Here is a 15,062-nt window from a genome sequence, read left to right on the forward strand (position 1 = left end):
GCGGTGAACCGCGCGCTTCGGGCGAGCCGTATTGGACTGATCCGGTTGGCGTCGTTGTCGGGTCTTGGGTTTTGGTCGCGCCTGGTTGAGCCGGGCTGGGCTGGTTGGGTTGGTGCGCGCGGGCGTTCGGTTGTCGGGCGCGCGCTTCGGTCGGGCGGCGTCGGGGCTCGGGCGTGGTTGTCGGATCTCGGGGGTTCGGTGGCGCCTGGTCGAGTCGTGTCGGCTTGGTGCTCGGCGGTGAACCGCGCGCTTCGGGCGAGCCGTATTGGACTGATCCGGTTGGCGTCGTTGTCGGGTCTTGGGTTTTGGTCGCGCCTGGTTGAGCCGGGCCGGGTTGGTGCGGGCCGGCGCGTGGTGGTCGGCTGCGCGTTTCGGTCGGGCTGTGTCGGGTTCACCCGGCTCGGGCGTCGTTGCCGGGTCTCGGTGGTCGGCCGCTCCTGGTCGAGCCGGGGCTGTCGGTTTGGTGCGGCGGGGTCTCGGCCCACCACCGCTGGGCGTAGCCGTGGCTCGCGGAGCAATTCGGGCCGGTGCCGCAGCCCCCGGCCCCTGAATGCCGCAAAGGGCACCCTGAGGGAGTCGGAGTCCCTCGAGGTGCCCTTCGTGGACGTCGGTGCCGGCTAGAAGTCGAAGCCGCCGCCGCCAAAGCCACCGCCGTCGAACCCGCCGCCATCAAAGCCGCCGCCGTCGAAGCCGCCGAAGTCCTGGCCGCCGCCGTCGCCTCCGTCGAAGCCGCCGGCATCACCACCGTCGCCACCGTCGCCGCCCTGGTCGCCGGACTCGAGGGCGTCCTGCTGGCCGGCGTCGTAGCCCGACTCCCAGGCCGAGGCGCTGGCGATGCCGCTCATGCCTGAGAACATGGCGCTGAACAGGAACATCGAGCCCAGGCCCCACGCGCCGGCCACGAGCGCGGGCTTCCACCACGGCTCGCTGTACCAGCCCTGTGGCACCGGGCGCCCCGCCACGCGGCCGCCCGGGTAGTAGTACGGCGTGTCCTGGCCGGGGTCGGGCGAGGCCTCGTAGTGCTGGCCCTCGACGTCGACCTTGCGATGCTCGGTCACCTTGCCGGCGCGCTCGCGCTCGGCCTCCTCCGGCAGCGCCGGGCCCGGGTCGAGGCCCATGGCCATGCGGGCCGCGCGGACGTAGTACAGGCCTTCGACGGCGGTGTCCTTCACCAGCCGAGCCTGTTCCACCGTTTTCGCCTGCTCCATCTGCGAGCCGGCGGCGTTGTAGCGCTCGCTGGCGTCGGCCATCGCCTGCTGGGAAGCCGTGTCGGTGCCGGAGATGTTGAGGACCTGCCCGCCGAGGCGTTCGACGAGGCGGCGCGCGTCAGCCTTCGCGTCGTCGAGCTGCCGCTGCCGCGAAGCGGCCTGCGACCGGGCGAAGTACAGCCCGCCCCCGACGATCACGACGACGAGCACGATCAGCAGGATCGCGGTGCCCATGGGTCACTCCACGTGGTGAGCTTGTCTCGGCGGCCCCGTAGCCGCCTTTGAAACGGACAACGCGGACAGTACGCTGAGGGTTCCCGGGAGGTGATGTGGAGCACCCCTGGCCGGGCAAAATAGAACACGTTACGGTCGGGTATGCAGTTCTCCCTGTCGATCGCGATGAATCCCCTCGATCAGCTGGGCGAGCTCGCCCGTGCCGCCGAGGAGGCCGGATTCTCCTCGATCGTCCTGCCGGATTCCCTGTTCTACTCGGAGAAGGTGTCCGCGGATTACCCGTACACGCCCGACGGCAGCCGCTTCTGGACCGAGGAGACGCCGTGGGTCGACCCGCTGGTGGCGGCGGCGTCGATGGGCGCGGTGACCGAGCGGCTCGAGTTCTACACGTCCGTGTTGAAGCTCGGCTCGCGCAACCCGGTGCTGCTCGCGCGTCAGGTGAACTCGGTGGCGGCGCTGACCGGCGGCCGGTTCGGCCTCGGGCTCGGCATTGGCTGGTCGCCGGAGGAGTTCGAGTGGTGCGGCGCGCCGTACGAGCGGCGCGGCAAGCGCTTCGACGAGGCCATCGAGGTGCTGCGCCTGATCCTCGACGGCGGCATGGTCGAGTTCCACGGCGAGTTCTTCGACTTCGACAAGCTGCGTATGAGCCCGACGCCGCCGAAGCGCGTTCCGTTCTACATCGGCGGCCACACGGACGTCGCGCTGCGCCGCGCCGCGCGTGTGGGCGACGGCTGGTCGTCGGCGATGATGACGCTCGACCAGCTGCGCGACACGATCAAGCAGCTCAAGGAACTCCTGGCCGAGCGCGGGCGAGAGGCCGATCCGTTCGAGTTCCAGGCGGTGTGTGTCGACCGGTTCGGGCTCGACGGGTTCCGCGAGCAGGCCGAGGTGGGAGTGACCGACGCGATCACGATGCCGTGGGTGTTCGAGGGCCTCGGTTTCGACGCCGAGGTGGGCCCGAAGGTCGACGCGATCCGCAAGTTCGGCGAAGAGGTCATCGCGAAGTTCGGCGAACCGGGAGAGTGACATGAGTGTCGAGGTCAGCTGGGACGTCGACGCGGACCAGCCGCCGGCTCGCCTGGCGTCGTTCCGCTCGATGACGTCGGTCGCGGCGGGCGACAAGGACGCCTGGCTGGCGTTGTTCGCACCGGACGCCGTGGTGGAGGACCCGGTGGGTCCGTCGATGTTCGACGAGCAGGGCAAGGGCCACCACGGCCACGAGGACATCGCTGCGTTCTGGGACCTGACGATCGCCCATGTGGAGCGCTTCGAGTTCGTGATCCGTGACTCGTTCGCCGCGGGCGCGGAGTGCGCGAACGTCGGCACCATCACCACGTACCTGCCCGGCGGCTACTGCGTCGACACCGACGGCGTCTTCGTCTACCGCGTGGGCGAAGCCGGTCTGATCACCTCGATGCGCGCCTTCTGGGAACCCGAACGAGCCATGGCGACGGCGCGGCAGGTCTGACCTGCCCATACCACCTCCGCGGGCCGTCTGACCGGCCGCTGTTCGGCTCGCGGCCCCGCCGGGGCATTTCGCGCACGGGCTCACGGTGGGCGCATGGTGGCTCGTGGGGTGCACCTAGTCAGCGGCGTGCCGCTCGAGGACTCGGAGACGGTGTCCCGCGCGTCTCGTCGCACGGCGGCACGTTCGTGCGGCGGATGCCGGACGGCGAGACGGGCGTCCGGTCGAACTGGACGTCCTGGCGGCGGCCGGAGTGCGAACGCACCCCGGCCTGGTCACCGACGACGTCCACCGCGGCGAGTACAACAGCACGCCCGAGTACCGGCTGGCCGGTCCCGCTTCGGCAGTGTGCTTGGGCCCTCGGCTACGCCCAGGCGGCCCTGTCGTCGCGGGTCGTCTTCCGGCGCCTGCGCGCGGCGCGGGTGCTGCCGGACGTGCAGTTTCAGGTCCAGCCTCCCCACGCCCATGGCGCCGACCCGCCGTGCACGTGGACACCGCCGACCAGACCGCCGTCGAGCCGACGTACGAAACCGCGATGCTGCGCGAGCTGGAGCTCATCCCCGACGCCATCCCCGCCGACCAGCTCGCCATCCAGTGGGACGCCGCCGTCGAGTCCGGCATGCTGGAGGGCGTTTTGTCGGCTGAGTCCCGGATCTCGAGGCCAGTATCCTCGACCGCCTGACCCGCGTCGCAACGCCGTGCCCGCCGACGTCCACCTGCGTTACGGCGACGGCGGCAGCCGCCACTTCGTCGGGACACCACGCTCCTGGCGCGCGTGGCGAACGCCGTGGCCGCGGGGCGCTCGCGGCCGTGGGGGTGGATTTAATTGCCCGTGCCGATCGGGCTGACGGACCCGGAGTACTTCGCGCCGCCGCGTTCCCTGGCGTTGCCCGCGAAGACCGAGCTCTACGTGGGTCTCTTGCGCGTCGCAGACGGTGAACCCGGTGCCCGCAACCGCATCGCTGCCGCACTGTCCGCTGTGGACTCCTTCGGCATCGCCACGGAATGCGGCTTCGGCCGGCGCCCACCGGAGACGGTGCCGGGCTTGCTGGCGCTGCACGCGGCGGTGGCGGAGCTGACGCCCTGACCCGGTTACCGGGCGGAGGGCAGCGCCTTCATGCAATGGTCGGCGTACGAGCATTGCGTCTGGATGACCTCGCGGAACTGATCGAGCGACACCGGCACGTCGGCGCGCTCGGGCGGGCACCTCGCGCGCAGCCAACGCGCCCAGGGGCCGTTGTCGGCCAGGAACTGGGCCGCGTGGTCGGTCCCGAGTAGTACGTCCAGGTAAGCGAGCGCGCCCATGGCCGAGTCCTGCTCGCCGCGGTCGGTGCGCGGCAGGAACGCGTGGAGGTAGTCGACCAGCAGGCGCGCGTCCGCCTCCGTGCCGAATCGGGCCAGGGCGAAGCAGAACCCACGGCCGGCATAGATGCGTTCGTTCGCGAGGAGCAGCTCGCCGATCCGTTCGCGGTGCGCCGCTCGCCGGGCGAACGCGACCAGCCACGACGCCGTCAGCTGCGCGCGCCATTCGTAGCCGAGCAGCAGCGCGAGCTCGTCGTCGGTGATGCGCACCGAATCCCCGGCCAGCGCGCGTCCGAAGGTCTGCCGGGCCGCCGGGTCGCTCAGGAACGGCGTGTTGACCAACTGCAGGTACCTGCGGCCCGGCGTCACGTACGTTTCGACGACGGCCTTGAGCGCGGGCTCGTGCCGGTGGTTGCGCATGCGGGGATTCTGCCCGCGCGGGCGCCTGACCACGAAGGCCTTTTCCTGGCAGGATCGCCGGTCGGGAGTTGCCGAACAGGGGAGGCGTCATGGCTGCCGGACATCCGCTCGGCCCGCCGGCACACGAGCAGCACTGGGTCGACCTCGCGGCACGGCTCGCGGGCGAGTTCGCGCTCACGACGGCCGAGCGGGACCGGACCGGCGAGCTGCCCGTCGAGAACCTCCGACGGCTGAACGCGAGTGGGCTCGACGCCGCGTTGCTGCCGGCGCAGTACGGCGGCCAGGACCTCAGCTACCGCAGCTACGGCGCGATCGTCCGGGTGCTGAGCGCGGCATGTCCCTCGACGGCGTGCGTATGGGTGATGCACGTCGGCGCGGCGGCGGGGCTGGTGGAGATGTCCGAGCCGGGGGTGGCGCGGTTCTTCGCCGAGCGGCTGGCGGCCGGGGCGCGGTTCGCGAACGCGTTGAGCGAGCCGGCCGGCGGGAACCTGTTCCTGCAGTCGCAGCAGGCCGCGCAGGCGGTGGCCGGCGGATTCCGGCTGAGCGGGGAGAAACGCTTCTCGTCCGGGTGCGAGCTCGCCGACCACTTCCTCGTCAACGCGAAGGTCGACGGCGTCTCCACGTTCTTCGGGCTCGACGCCGACCCGGCGACGATGACGTTCCTCCCGAGCTGGGACGCGATGGGCCTGCGCGCGAGCGGCAGCCAGCTGATCCGCTTCGACGGCACGCTCCTGCCGCACGAGCGGCGCTGCCCGCCGTCGAACCGCCGGCGACCCAACCACATCGGTGCGGGGGTGGCGGCGTTGTCGCTGGGGATGGCCGACGGCGCGCTGGCCGCGTTGCGGGAGCACGCGCGCGCCCGGAAGGTGGTGCCCGGCGGCGGGACGCTGGCGGAGCAGCAGTGGGTGCGCTTCGGCGTCGGCGAGCTGGAGAGCCGGCTGCAGGCCGCGGGGATGTTCGCGCAGCACATGTGCTGGCTCGCCGACGAGAACTCGCCCGACTTCCTGCCCGCAACGATGCGCGCGAAGCTGCTGGCCAACGACATCGCGCGGGAGATCGCCGACCTCGGCGTGCGCGTGGGCGGGGGATCCGGGTACCTGAAGACGTCGCCGATCGAGCGGTGGTTCCGCGACGCGCAGGCGGGCTGGCTGATGGCCTACTCCGCCGAGATCTGCAAGGACGTGATCGGCTCGGAGGTGCTGGGCGACGATGCCTGAGCGGATGCTGTTCAACGCGTTCCACATGTTCGCCGTGTCCCACCACGCGCAGGGGCTGTGGGCCGAGCCGGAAAGCCGCCAGCGCGGCCGTAGCGCTCCTCGTGCCCCGGCAGCCCGCCGTGGCCGAAGTTGCGACCCGTGCCCGGGAGGAACGACGTGACGATGTTCCACGCCACCCGCCCGCCGGTGAGGTGGTCCAGAGTGGACACTTTGCGGGCGAACGGGTACGGGTGCTCCTTCAGGATGTTCTGCGTGAACGTGTAACCCAGGTGTTCTGTGTGGTAGGCGAGCAGCGGGATCAGCACCGACGGATCACCGGTCGGGAACTGCATTCCCTCGCGCACCGCCGCGTCGCGCGAGCCGCAGTAGGTCTCATAGGGGGCGAGGACGTCGGCGAAGAAGAGCGTGTCGAACCGGCCGCGCTCCAGCGTCCGGGCGCGGCGCGAGTTCGCCGATCCGGCCAAGGTGCACGCCGTGGTCCACAACGGACCCTACTACCGGCTCGACGGCCCGCACCTGAGCGATCCTTTGCCGCAGCGGGTGCCGGTGTTGTTCAACGCCGGCGTCTCGCCGACGGGCCGAGCGTTCGCCGGACGGTACGCGGAGTTCCTGTTCATCAACTCGCAGGACGCCGCGGAGGCGGCCCCGCTTGTCGCAGACGTGCGCCGGGCGGCGGCCGCCGCCCGGCAGGAACCCCGCGCACGTCAAGGGTTTTCGTGCCCCAGTCGTACCTGCTCGCCAGTACCGAGGCCGAGGCCGCCGCCGGCACGCCGAGCTGCCGGAGCGCCAGAGCGTGGAGGGGAGCCTGGCACGCGCGTCGGTGTTCGCCGGGCACGACTTCGGCCTCGACGACCCGGACGCGCTCGTCGGTGACCTGCGCCGGCGGGAGGTGTCGGAGCCCGTGCGCAAGGTGCTCGCCACGACCACGCGCGACGACTGGACGCTCGGCGAGCTGATCCTGAGCCGCACCAACAAACGCGTGGTGGAGACGCCTGAGCAGATCGTCGAGAGCATCGCGCGCTGGCGCGACGCGGGCGTCGACGGGATCAACCTGGAGTACGTGATCTCGCCGACGAGCTTCACCGAGTTCGTGGACCACGTCGCGCCGCTGCTGCAGGCTCGCGGCCTCATGCAACGCAAGTACTCGCCGGGAACGTTGCGGGAGAAGCTTTTCCCGGGTGGCGGCCCTCGGCCGCCGCGGGACCACCCGGCGTGGGTGCTCAGGCCGCGCTGTGAGCCAGCCAGTGCTCGACGAGACCGCGGTCGCCGGTGATCGTGACGTCGTCGGCGGGCCGGCGGCGGGTGAAGACGAGCAGGAGGTCGGTCAGCGGGCCCGCGAGCGTGGCGTCGGCAGGGGCGGTGCCGCGGGTCCACTCGATGCCGTCCGGGGTGCGGGTGACGTGCCAGCCCTCGGCGTCGGCGGGGAGGAGCCGCAGGGTCTGACCGGTGCCGTGCAGTTCGGCGACGTCGGGTTTGAGCGTTCGCGTGACGGGGTGGGCGAGCAGTTCGAGCCAGTCGGTGATCGCGTCCTCGGCGAGATCCGGGGAAACGGAGAACGCGCGGCCCGCGGCGTCGGCGTGGTGGACGATGGTGTCGTTGAGCATGCGGCGCAGCCAGAACGTGGCGGGTCCCGGGCCGAAGAACGTCCACACGGGACCGTCGCCGGCGCACACCGCGTCGACGAGGTCGGCGGCGCCCGCCTGCAGCCAGCCGGGCCAGCCGGCCGGGTCGCCGGGGTCCGCGTCGAACGGGTCGGGCACCGGCGACGGGCCGGAGCGGACGATGCTCGCCGACCAGCGGTGCGCCTGGCCGACGTGGCCGACGAGCACGCGCAACGGCCAGTCGGGGCACGTGGGCACGCGGGCGTCGGGGTGGGCTCCGGCCGCGGCTTTCGCGAAGGCGGCGGTGTGGTGGTGGAGAGCGTCGGCGAGTCGAGTGGTGTCCATGGCCGTACCGTAGGAACTCCATCCGGCTGGAGGTTCTACCGATGGTGATCGGGGTCACGCTGGGGATCGGCGACCTGGCGCGACTGACCGGCGTGCCCGTTCGCACGATCCGCTTCTACTGCGACGAAGGCCTGCTCGAACCCACCCGCAGCGCGGGCGGGCACCGCCGCTTCGCCGAGGACGCCGTCGAGCGGCTCACGCTCGTCCGCCGGATGCGCGGCCTCGGCCTGGGCCTGCCGCTGATCACCGACGTCCTCGCCGGCCGCCGCTCCCTGACCGACGCCGTGGCCGCCGAACGCGCAGCCCTGGACCGCGAGGTCGCCACGCTCGCCTGGCGACGTTCTGTCCTGCGCGCCGTCGAGGACGCGACCCCGCTCGACCGGCCCGCGCGGCTCGAGCTGCTGTCGGCCGTGGGGGACGGGTACGCCGCCCACGACGTTCTCGTCCGCCTGTGGCACCCCATGACCACCGGCCCGGTACCCGCCGAGTCGGCCCGCATGTTCCTGGAAATCAGCGCTCCACCGCCCCCAGAGCTGCCGACGTCCGCGCAGGTAGTCGCTTATGCGTCGCTCGTGCTGCTCGCCTCGGACCGCTCCTTCGTCGATGCCCTGCGCACCAGCACGCTGGTCGACCACGACCAGATCCCCGACCTCGCCGCCCTCCACGCCGAGGTCGCCCAGGCCTGCGAGCTCGCCTTCCCCGCCGTGACGTCCGGCACCCGCCCGGCGCCGGGCCCGCCCCTCGACCGCTTCGTCGCCGCCCACGCGGCCGCCCTGCGCACCACCGACACCCCGGCCTTCCGCCGCGCCCTCAACCACCGCACGGCCCCCGACCGCGACCCGCGCGTGCGCGCCTACTGGACCCTGGCGGGCCAGGTCACGGGCGAGCCGGCCCCGATGGGCGTCACGCACACCTGGCTGCTGGATGCGCTGAACGCATCGGCCGGCTGAATGGGGCCCCGTCCGGTGACGGTGAACCCGAAGGCCGCGCTGCTCGCGCCGGTGGTCGTCCTGCTGGCCGCGTGCGGCCCGACGGCGAAGGCGATCGATCCGCCTCAGCCGGGGCAGCCGCCGTACGCGTTGCTCGCCGGCGCGGAAGACTTCTACGTCAATCCCGACAACCCCGCCGCGAAATGGGTGCGGACAGCGCCGCCCGGTCCGCGCACGGACGCGATCCGGACGCGGATCGCCACGAGGCCGGCGGCCACGCTGATCGCGGAGCCCGCGGCAACGGCACCCGAGCGAGTCCGGGCCGTGGTGACCGCCGCCGCGGCGGTGCGCAAGCTGCCGATCCTGCTGCTCGACGCGGATCGGGCCGGTGCGTGTGCGGACGGGGGTGCGCGGTGGTTCGGCGAGGTGGCGCGAGGGCTGCGGGACGACCGCGCGCTGGTCGTCGTCCGGGGGCGCCACTGCGAAGCCGGTGACGCTGCCCACGCTTTGGCGGCCGCCGCCCACGCGACCGTGTTGCTCGACGTGTCCGATGCGGCGTCGCCGGAGATTGCGGCGCAGCGGGTCGCGGCGAGCGGGCCGGACGTCGACGGGTTCGCCACCGACGTCGGCGGCTACACCCCCGAACGCGCGGCCCTCGCGACCAGCCGGGCGATCAGCCGGGCTCTTGCCGCGAGCACCGGCAAACGCGACTACACCGCCGTGATCGACAGCAGCCGCAACGCCGAGCCGGTGTCCGGTGCGTGTAACCCGGCCGGTGCGCGAATCGGGTCGTACGAGTCGCTGTCCGATGACGGCGCCCCGCAACAGCTGTGGCTCACCGTGCCGGGCATTTCCGACGGGCCGTGCGGAAGCGCCTCGTCCAGCCGTGCCGGCGACTTCGTCCCCGACCTCGCCGCCGCCCTCGCGCAGCGGTGAGTCCCAGATCTTGGACAGGCTCGCCAGACGTCTGACGTCGAACCTATTCTCGCGGCGGACGAGGTCGAGGAGTGGTGCATGTCCGAACGTGATCGGGCTCGGCTGGCCGAGCCGGCGCAGCCGCAGGATTTTCCGGACAGCCCGTTGAGCCGGGTGTTGCGGCAGCCGTTGCTGCTGGGGGTGTTCCTGCCGCTGCAGACGGGTGGGTGGTCGCAGTCGACGTTGCCGCGCGGGACGGACTGGACGTTCGACTACAACCGGGCGCTGACGCAGCAGGCGGAGAAGTTCGGGTTCGACATCGCGTTCGGACTGTCGCAATGGCTGCCCAAGGGCGGGTTCGGCGGCGAGACGCACTACCGCGAGAACTTCCTGGACCCGTTCGTCTCCGCGATCGCGCTCGCGTCGGCGACGGAGTCCATCCTGTTGCTGGGCACGGTGCACGTGCTGTACGGGCCGTGGCATCCCTTGCACCTGGCCAAGTTCCTCGCCACCGCCGACCACATCTCGGGCGGGCGCTTCGGCGCGAACATCGTCACCGGATACGCCGACACCGAGCCCGCGATGTTCGGCCAGCTCAAGCCCGAGCACGACAAGCGCTACGCGATGGCCGACGAGTTCGTCGCCGTGTGCAAGGACCTCTGGGCGGGAGAGGACAACCTCACGTTCCGCGGCGAGCACTACTCGCTGCAGGAAGCCTACGCGTCGCCGCTGCCGAAGTACGGCCGCCCGATCCTGGTGTCCGCCAGCGGTTCCCCGGCGGGCTTCGCGTTCGCGGGCCGCAACTCCGACCTCGTGTTCATCTCCAGCCCCGCGGGCGAGAACATCGACCGTGCGCTGGAGGCGTTGCCGGCGCACGTGGAAAAGGTCAAGCAGGCCGCGCGGGACCAGGGCCGCGAAGTGCGCGTGGTCATCAATCCCACGGTCGTCTCGGCGCCCACCGGTAACGAGGCGCACGCGCGGTACCAGGCGATCATGGACCACGCGGACCTCGGTGCGATCGGCGCGTTCACCGACCGCCACACCGCGGGCGACAGCCAGTCGTGGCTCGAGCACTCGGCCCGTGGCCGCGCGGTCGGCGGGCACCTGCACATCGTCGGCTCGCCCGAGGAAGTCACGGACAAGCTGCGCCGGCTACACGAAACGGGCGTCGACGGCGTTCAGCTGACGTTCTACGACTACCAGCCCGAACTCCATTTCTTCGGCACCCAGATCGTGCCGCTACTGGAAGAGGCCGGGCTGCGCAAGAGTGTTACGAATCCCTGACTGTCCACGCGGGACCGGCCGCCGCGGCCGGTCCCCGGCCTACTCTGTGCCCGGACAGAGGAGGTCACCCTGATCACGTTGATGCTGATCGGCTTGGTGGGCGGGCTGATCACCGGCATTTCGCCGTGCGTTCTCCCGGTTCTGCCGGTGTTGTTCATGACCGGCGGGGCGAGCGGCGCGTCGGTGACGCCTACACGGCGCCGGCCGTTCTTCATCGTCGCGGGGCTGGCGTTGAGCTTCAGCCTCGTCACGCTCCTCGGCACGCTCGTGCTCGCCGCGCTGCACCTGCCCGGCGACGTCCTGCGCTGGGCGGGCCTCGTGGTGCTGGTGGTGCTCGGCGTCGCGATGATGTTCCCGAGCGTGCAAGACTTCCTGGAACGCCCTTTTGTCCGCCTGGGCCGCAAATCCGTGCCGGGCGACCGCGGCGCGTTCGTGCTGGGGCTCGCGCTCGGCACCGTCTACGTGCCGTGCGCGGGACCGGTGCTCGCGGCCATCACCGTGGCCGGCGCGACGCACACGATCGGCGTGACGACGGTCGCGCTCACCATCGCGTTCGCCGTCGGCACGGCGATTCCGCTGCTGTTCTTCGCGATGGCGGGCAACCGCGTCGCCGAGCGGGTGAAGGCGTTCCGCGACCGGCAGCGGCAGGTTCGCATCGCCGCGGGGATCGTGGTGATCGGGCTGGCCGTGGCGCTCACGTTCAACGTCACCGACGCGCTGCAGCGCGCCATTCCCGACTACACCGCGGGGCTGAACCAGGCCCTCGGCGCGGACAAGGTCGGCGGCGGCAGCCTGCAGGCGTGCGACCCGTCGGACGAGTTGCAGGACTGCGGAGCCGCGCCGCAGCTGGTCGGGATCAACCAGTGGCTGAACACGCCCGGCGGGAAACCGGCGCCGCTGAGGGGGAAAGTCGTGCTCTACGACTTCTGGGCGTACTCGTGCATCAACTGCCAGCGCGCCATCCCGCACGTCGAGGCGTGGTACCAGCGTTACCACGACGCGGGCCTGGAGATCGTCGGCGTCCACACGCCGGAGTACGCGTTCGAGCACGTCCCCGCCAACGTCGCGGACGGCGCCGCCCGCCAGCACATCACCTACCCCGTGGCGATCGACAACGACTACGCCACCTGGAACGCGTTCGAGAACGAGTCCTGGCCCGCCGAGTACCTCGCTGACGCCACCGGGCAGGTCCGCCACGTCTCCATCGGCGAGGGCGACTACGACGGCACCGAGTCACTCATCCGCGAGCTGCTCACCACCGCCAACCCGGGCCAGACGCTGCCCCCGCGCACCGACGTCGCCGACGACACCCCCACCAACCCGTTGCAGAGCCCGGAAACCTACCTCGGCTCCGAGCGCAGCGGCGCCGGCGGCGCCCCGGTCGACCTCCACGGCAAGTGGACCACGACACCGGAGTACCTCACCGCCGGCGACGACGCCTCCCTCACGCTCACCTATGACGCCTCCACGGTCTACCTCGACGTCGGCGGCACGGGCACCGTCACGGCGACCGCCGGCGGAGCCACGAAGACGATCCCGGTGTCCGGCAGCCCGGACATCCACGCTGTCGTGCAGACACCGACGCCCCAGCAGGGCACGGTGACGCTGAAGCTGAGCCCGGGGCTTCAGGCGTACTCCTTCACGTTCGGCTGACGTTTCGCGACTCGGAAGCTCACCACCGGCCTCGGTGCACGACCTCGTCGAATGGACGGCGCGTGGGGTTCTTGACGGGCCGCAATGGCCGGTCGGCGGGGTAGCCGATGCCCAACATGACCGACACCACGTGGTCGCCCGGCACCGCGAGGATCTCGCGCGCCCGGTCCTGGTCGCCGATCGAGGAGTGCCCAGTGCCGATGCCGAGGTCGGCGGCCGCGAGCATCATCGCGTAGGTGGCCTGCCCGAGGTCGTACTGGTCGAGCACGCGCGTGCGGTCGTCGGCCGGTTCGGGGACCACGAGCACGATCGCGGCCTGTGCGCCGGCGAGGTGGCCGGCGCCCTGCCAGACGGTGGCCAGCTCACGCAGCTGCTCGCGGTCGGTGACGATCACGAAGTCCCAGTGCTGGCGGTTCGAGGCCGACGGCGAGCGCCAGCCGGCCTCGGCGATCCGGGTCAGGTGTTCTTCGGCCACCGGCTGGTCGGTGTAGCTGCGGACGTTGCGGCGGGCGCGGATGGCGTCCCAGGTCTCCATGGTGTTCTCCTCTTCGCGCGGCGGACCGGTGCCACAAAGAGCCTTGCAGGAAAGCCCTTGCGGGCCAACTCCGCCACGGCGGCCGCGCGGTGGACAAACGACTGCCTTGGCCAACTGTTGCTTCAAGTAACAATCTGGCAGCCATATGTTTTCGTCCTCACCCGTCGGGGTAGCTGGCCGTCGGACACGACACGGCCAGAGGAGGCCCTATGGGTGTGGACGCCGGAACCACTCGCGCGGAACAGGTGGGCGCGGCCGGTGACGACAAGCGGCTGAAGAAACACTTCGGCCCGATCGGCCTGCTGTTCACCGCCGTCGGGTCGGTGATCGGCTCCGGCTGGCTGTTCGGCGCGTTGAATGCCGCGGAGCTGGCCGGGCCGGCCGCGATCGTCTCGTGGGGGATCGGCGCGGTGATGTTCATCCTGATCGGGATGACCTACGCCGAACTCGGCACGATGTTCCCGCACTCGGGCGGGGTCGCGCGATTCCCGCACTACTCGTTCGGTTCCTTCGCCAGCTTCTCGATGGGCTGGGTCACCTGGATCGCAGCGGCCGCGGTTTCGCCCATCGAGGTGCTCGCGGTCGTGCAGTACGCGACGAACTACCTGCCCTGGCTGGAAACGCTCGACGCCGACAAGAACGCCGTGCTCACCCCGGCGGGCACCGGGATCTGCATCGTGCTGCTCGCGCTGTTCGTGCTCGTGAACTTCTTCGGTGTGCGCTGGTTCGCGCGGATCAACAACGTGCTCGTCTGGTGGAAGCTGGCGATCATCACCTTGGTGATCGTCGTGTTCCTGTTCACCGCCTTCGACGGGAGTCACTTCACCGACTACGGCGGCTTCGCGCCCTACGGGGCACACGGCATCTTCTCGGCCGTGGCCAGCGCCGGGATCGCGTTCTCCTTCTTCGGGTTCCGCCAGGGCGTGGAGCTTGCGGGGGAGACGTCGAACCCGAAGCGCAACGTGCCGCTGACCCTCATCGGCTCCGTTGTGCTCACCGGGATCCTGTACGTGCTGCTGCAGATCGCGTTCATCGGCGCCGTTCCGTCCGACGCGGTGGCGAAGCAGGGCTGGCAGAACGTCGGCGCGAACTTCACGGCCGGCGGCGACGTGCTCGCCACGTTCGGGCCGCTCGCGGCGATCGCCGGCATCCTCGGGCTGGGCTGGCTCGCCGGGCTGCTCTACGCCGACGCCATCATCTCGCCCGGGGACACCGGCCTCATCTACACGGGCGTCACGGCGCGCATCTCCTACGCGATGGGCCGCAACCGCAACGCGCCGGCCGGGCTGTCGAAGGTGAACAACACCGGTGTGCCGTGGGTGAGCCTCGTCCTCGCGTTCGTGGTGGGCTGCTTCTTCTTCCTGCCGTTCCCGGGCTGGAGCCAGCTCGTGCAGTTCGTCACCAACAGCACCGTGCTGTCGTTCGGGTCCGGGCCGCTGGTGTTGCTCGCGATGCGCCGGCAGCTGCCGAACCAGGTCCGGCCGTTCCGCCTGGGCCGCTCGTGGGCGTGGGTGGTGGCGTTCCTGGCGCTGTTCTCCACCAACCTGATCATCTACTGGACCGGCTGGGACACGAACTGGAAGCTGTTCGTGGTGATCGCGTTCGGCTACGTCCTGCTGGCGCTCCATCAGACCCTGGCGAAGGGGCGCACGGCGCGCATGGACCTGCGGCACGGCTGGTGGGTGCTGGTGTGGTTCGCCGGACTGGCGGTCATCAGCTACCTCGGTGACTACCCGGAACAGGGCAAGCACGCCGGCAACCTCGGGGTGCTCGACTTCGACCTCGGGGCCATCGCCTCGCTTGCGCTGACGGCGATCGTCATGTGGCTCGCGTTGCGCAGCGCGCTGCCGCGTGAACGCGTCGAGGAGATCCTCGCCGAACACCGCGACGACGAGGAGGAGCAAGCGCCGGTCTGATCCGCCGCGCGCGGGTTCTTTTGCCGAATCGGCCGTCC

At 71.1% G+C, this 15,062-nt stretch carries 18 protein-coding genes; 12 read left to right on the forward strand and 6 right to left on the reverse strand.

Translation table 11 applies throughout. The annotated features are described in order from the left end of the window. Positions 1–617 precede the first annotated feature (617 nt). The gene (locus AB0F91_RS22880) at positions 618–1,442 is read right to left on the reverse strand and encodes a hypothetical protein (RefSeq protein ID WP_360600233.1); all 825 of its coding nucleotides are present in this window, start codon (positions 1,440–1,442) and stop codon (positions 618–620) included. A gap of 141 nt (positions 1,443–1,583) precedes the next feature. Here AB0F91_RS22880 and AB0F91_RS22885 point away from each other — a divergent pair, with 141 nt between their 5' ends. Further along, the gene (locus tag AB0F91_RS22885) at positions 1,584–2,468 is read left to right on the forward strand and encodes a TIGR03619 family F420-dependent LLM class oxidoreductase (protein WP_360600234.1); all 885 of its coding nucleotides are present in this window, start codon (positions 1,584–1,586) and stop codon (positions 2,466–2,468) included. Position 2,469: 1 nt separating this feature from the next. Then, a complete protein-coding gene (locus AB0F91_RS22890; protein WP_360600236.1) occupies positions 2,470–2,910 on the forward strand; it encodes a nuclear transport factor 2 family protein in 441 nt (146 codons plus the stop codon). 118 nt (positions 2,911–3,028) lie between these two features. Here AB0F91_RS22890 and AB0F91_RS22895 read toward each other — a convergent pair whose 3' ends face one another. Beyond that, positions 3,029–3,199, reverse strand: a complete 171-nt coding sequence (locus AB0F91_RS22895; RefSeq protein WP_360600238.1) for a hypothetical protein — start codon at positions 3,197–3,199, stop codon at positions 3,029–3,031. A 195-nt stretch (positions 3,200–3,394) separates the two neighbouring features. Here AB0F91_RS22895 and AB0F91_RS22900 point away from each other — a divergent pair, with 195 nt between their 5' ends. Together AB0F91_RS22900 and AB0F91_RS22905 are read left to right on the forward strand one after the other, a co-directional pair. Continuing rightward, complete coding sequence (locus AB0F91_RS22900; protein ID WP_360600240.1) at positions 3,395–3,589, forward strand: hypothetical protein; 195 nt, start codon at positions 3,395–3,397, stop codon at positions 3,587–3,589. Between the two features lie 144 nt (positions 3,590–3,733). Then, on the forward strand, positions 3,734–3,994 hold the full coding sequence (locus AB0F91_RS22905; protein WP_360600242.1) for a hypothetical protein: 261 nt from the start codon (positions 3,734–3,736) through the stop codon (positions 3,992–3,994). Between the two features lie 5 nt (positions 3,995–3,999). Here AB0F91_RS22905 and AB0F91_RS22910 read toward each other — a convergent pair whose 3' ends face one another. Then, on the reverse strand, positions 4,000–4,629 hold the full coding sequence (locus tag AB0F91_RS22910) for a DUF6000 family protein (protein WP_360600244.1): 630 nt from the start codon (positions 4,627–4,629) through the stop codon (positions 4,000–4,002). A gap of 89 nt (positions 4,630–4,718) precedes the next feature. Between AB0F91_RS22910 and AB0F91_RS22915 the strand changes: the two genes are divergently transcribed. After that, a complete protein-coding gene (locus tag AB0F91_RS22915) occupies positions 4,719–5,846 on the forward strand; it encodes an acyl-CoA dehydrogenase family protein (protein WP_360600246.1) in 1,128 nt (375 codons plus the stop codon). A gap of 11 nt (positions 5,847–5,857) precedes the next feature. Here the strand turns inward: AB0F91_RS22915 and AB0F91_RS22920 are convergent, their stop codons facing one another. Next, the gene (locus AB0F91_RS22920; protein ID WP_360600248.1) at positions 5,858–6,310 is read right to left on the reverse strand and encodes an LLM class flavin-dependent oxidoreductase; all 453 of its coding nucleotides are present in this window, start codon (positions 6,308–6,310) and stop codon (positions 5,858–5,860) included. 10 nt (positions 6,311–6,320) lie between these two features. Here AB0F91_RS22920 and AB0F91_RS22925 point away from each other — a divergent pair, with 10 nt between their 5' ends. After that, positions 6,321–6,719, forward strand: coding sequence for an LLM class flavin-dependent oxidoreductase (locus AB0F91_RS22925; protein WP_360600250.1), 399 nt, complete (start codon positions 6,321–6,323; stop codon positions 6,717–6,719). Next, positions 6,640–7,119: a hypothetical protein gene (locus AB0F91_RS22930; protein ID WP_360600252.1), complete on the forward strand. Its 480-nt coding sequence runs from the start codon at positions 6,640–6,642 to the stop codon at positions 7,117–7,119. The genes AB0F91_RS22925 and AB0F91_RS22930 overlap by 80 nt, the downstream gene beginning before the upstream one ends. On the opposite strand, the gene AB0F91_RS22935 is transcribed toward AB0F91_RS22930, so the two are convergent. After that, on the reverse strand, positions 7,067–7,792 hold the full coding sequence (locus AB0F91_RS22935; RefSeq protein ID WP_360600254.1) for a maleylpyruvate isomerase family mycothiol-dependent enzyme: 726 nt from the start codon (positions 7,790–7,792) through the stop codon (positions 7,067–7,069). The genes AB0F91_RS22930 and AB0F91_RS22935 overlap by 53 nt on opposite strands. Positions 7,793–7,833: 41 nt before the next feature. Here AB0F91_RS22935 and AB0F91_RS22940 point away from each other — a divergent pair, with 41 nt between their 5' ends. The 4 genes from AB0F91_RS22940 (at position 7,834) to AB0F91_RS22955 (ending at position 12,573) form a co-directional block, all read left to right on the forward strand. Then, entirely contained in the window at positions 7,834–8,742 is a 909-nt protein-coding gene (locus AB0F91_RS22940) for a MerR family transcriptional regulator (RefSeq protein ID WP_360600256.1), read from the forward strand. Between the two features lie 15 nt (positions 8,743–8,757). Further along, positions 8,758–9,657: a glycoside hydrolase family 6 protein gene (locus tag AB0F91_RS22945; protein ID WP_360600258.1), complete on the forward strand. Its 900-nt coding sequence runs from the start codon at positions 8,758–8,760 to the stop codon at positions 9,655–9,657. Positions 9,658–9,735: 78 nt separating this feature from the next. Beyond that, entirely contained in the window at positions 9,736–10,920 is a 1,185-nt protein-coding gene (locus AB0F91_RS22950; RefSeq protein WP_360600260.1) for an LLM class flavin-dependent oxidoreductase, read from the forward strand. 81 nt (positions 10,921–11,001) lie between these two features. Next, positions 11,002–12,573 carry a cytochrome c biogenesis protein CcdA gene (locus tag AB0F91_RS22955; RefSeq protein ID WP_360600262.1) on the forward strand — a complete coding sequence of 524 codons (1,572 nt, stop codon included), beginning with the start codon at positions 11,002–11,004 and terminating at the stop codon, positions 12,571–12,573. 19 nt (positions 12,574–12,592) lie between these two features. On the opposite strand, the gene AB0F91_RS22960 is transcribed toward AB0F91_RS22955, so the two are convergent. Continuing rightward, positions 12,593–13,108, reverse strand: coding sequence for a nitroreductase family protein (locus AB0F91_RS22960; protein ID WP_360600264.1), 516 nt, complete (start codon positions 13,106–13,108; stop codon positions 12,593–12,595). A 209-nt stretch (positions 13,109–13,317) separates the two neighbouring features. Between AB0F91_RS22960 and AB0F91_RS22965 the strand changes: the two genes are divergently transcribed. After that, positions 13,318–15,024 (forward strand): APC family permease, encoded by a 1,707-nt coding sequence (locus tag AB0F91_RS22965; protein WP_360600266.1) that lies wholly within the window; start codon positions 13,318–13,320, stop codon positions 15,022–15,024. Positions 15,025–15,062: the final 38 nt, after the last annotated feature.

The organism is Amycolatopsis sp. NPDC023774, assembly GCF_040639695.1.
Classification (GTDB): Bacteria; Actinomycetota; Actinomycetes; order Mycobacteriales; family Pseudonocardiaceae; genus Amycolatopsis.

Bases quoted from the DNA above. Each gene is read 5' to 3' on its own strand.
- AB0F91_RS22880 (WP_360600233.1), bottom strand. From the start codon at position 1,442: ATGGGCACCGCGATCCTGCTGATCGTGCTCGTCGTCGTGATCGTCGGG.
- AB0F91_RS22965 (WP_360600266.1), top strand. From the start codon at position 13,318: ATGGGTGTGGACGCCGGAACCACTCGCGCGGAACAGGTGGGCGCGGCC.
- AB0F91_RS22950 (WP_360600260.1), top strand. From the start codon at position 9,736: ATGTCCGAACGTGATCGGGCTCGGCTGGCCGAGCCGGCGCAGCCGCAG.
- AB0F91_RS22935 (WP_360600254.1), bottom strand. From the start codon at position 7,792: ATGGACACCACTCGACTCGCCGACGCTCTCCACCACCACACCGCCGCC.
- AB0F91_RS22940 (WP_360600256.1), top strand. From the start codon at position 7,834: ATGGTGATCGGGGTCACGCTGGGGATCGGCGACCTGGCGCGACTGACC.
- AB0F91_RS22915 (WP_360600246.1), top strand. From the start codon at position 4,719: ATGGCTGCCGGACATCCGCTCGGCCCGCCGGCACACGAGCAGCACTGG.
- AB0F91_RS22910 (WP_360600244.1), bottom strand. From the start codon at position 4,629: ATGCGCAACCACCGGCACGAGCCCGCGCTCAAGGCCGTCGTCGAAACG.
- AB0F91_RS22890 (WP_360600236.1), top strand. From the start codon at position 2,470: ATGAGTGTCGAGGTCAGCTGGGACGTCGACGCGGACCAGCCGCCGGCT.
- AB0F91_RS22955 (WP_360600262.1), top strand. From the start codon at position 11,002: ATGCTGATCGGCTTGGTGGGCGGGCTGATCACCGGCATTTCGCCGTGC.
- AB0F91_RS22960 (WP_360600264.1), bottom strand. From the start codon at position 13,108: ATGGAGACCTGGGACGCCATCCGCGCCCGCCGCAACGTCCGCAGCTAC.
- AB0F91_RS22885 (WP_360600234.1), top strand. From the start codon at position 1,584: ATGCAGTTCTCCCTGTCGATCGCGATGAATCCCCTCGATCAGCTGGGC.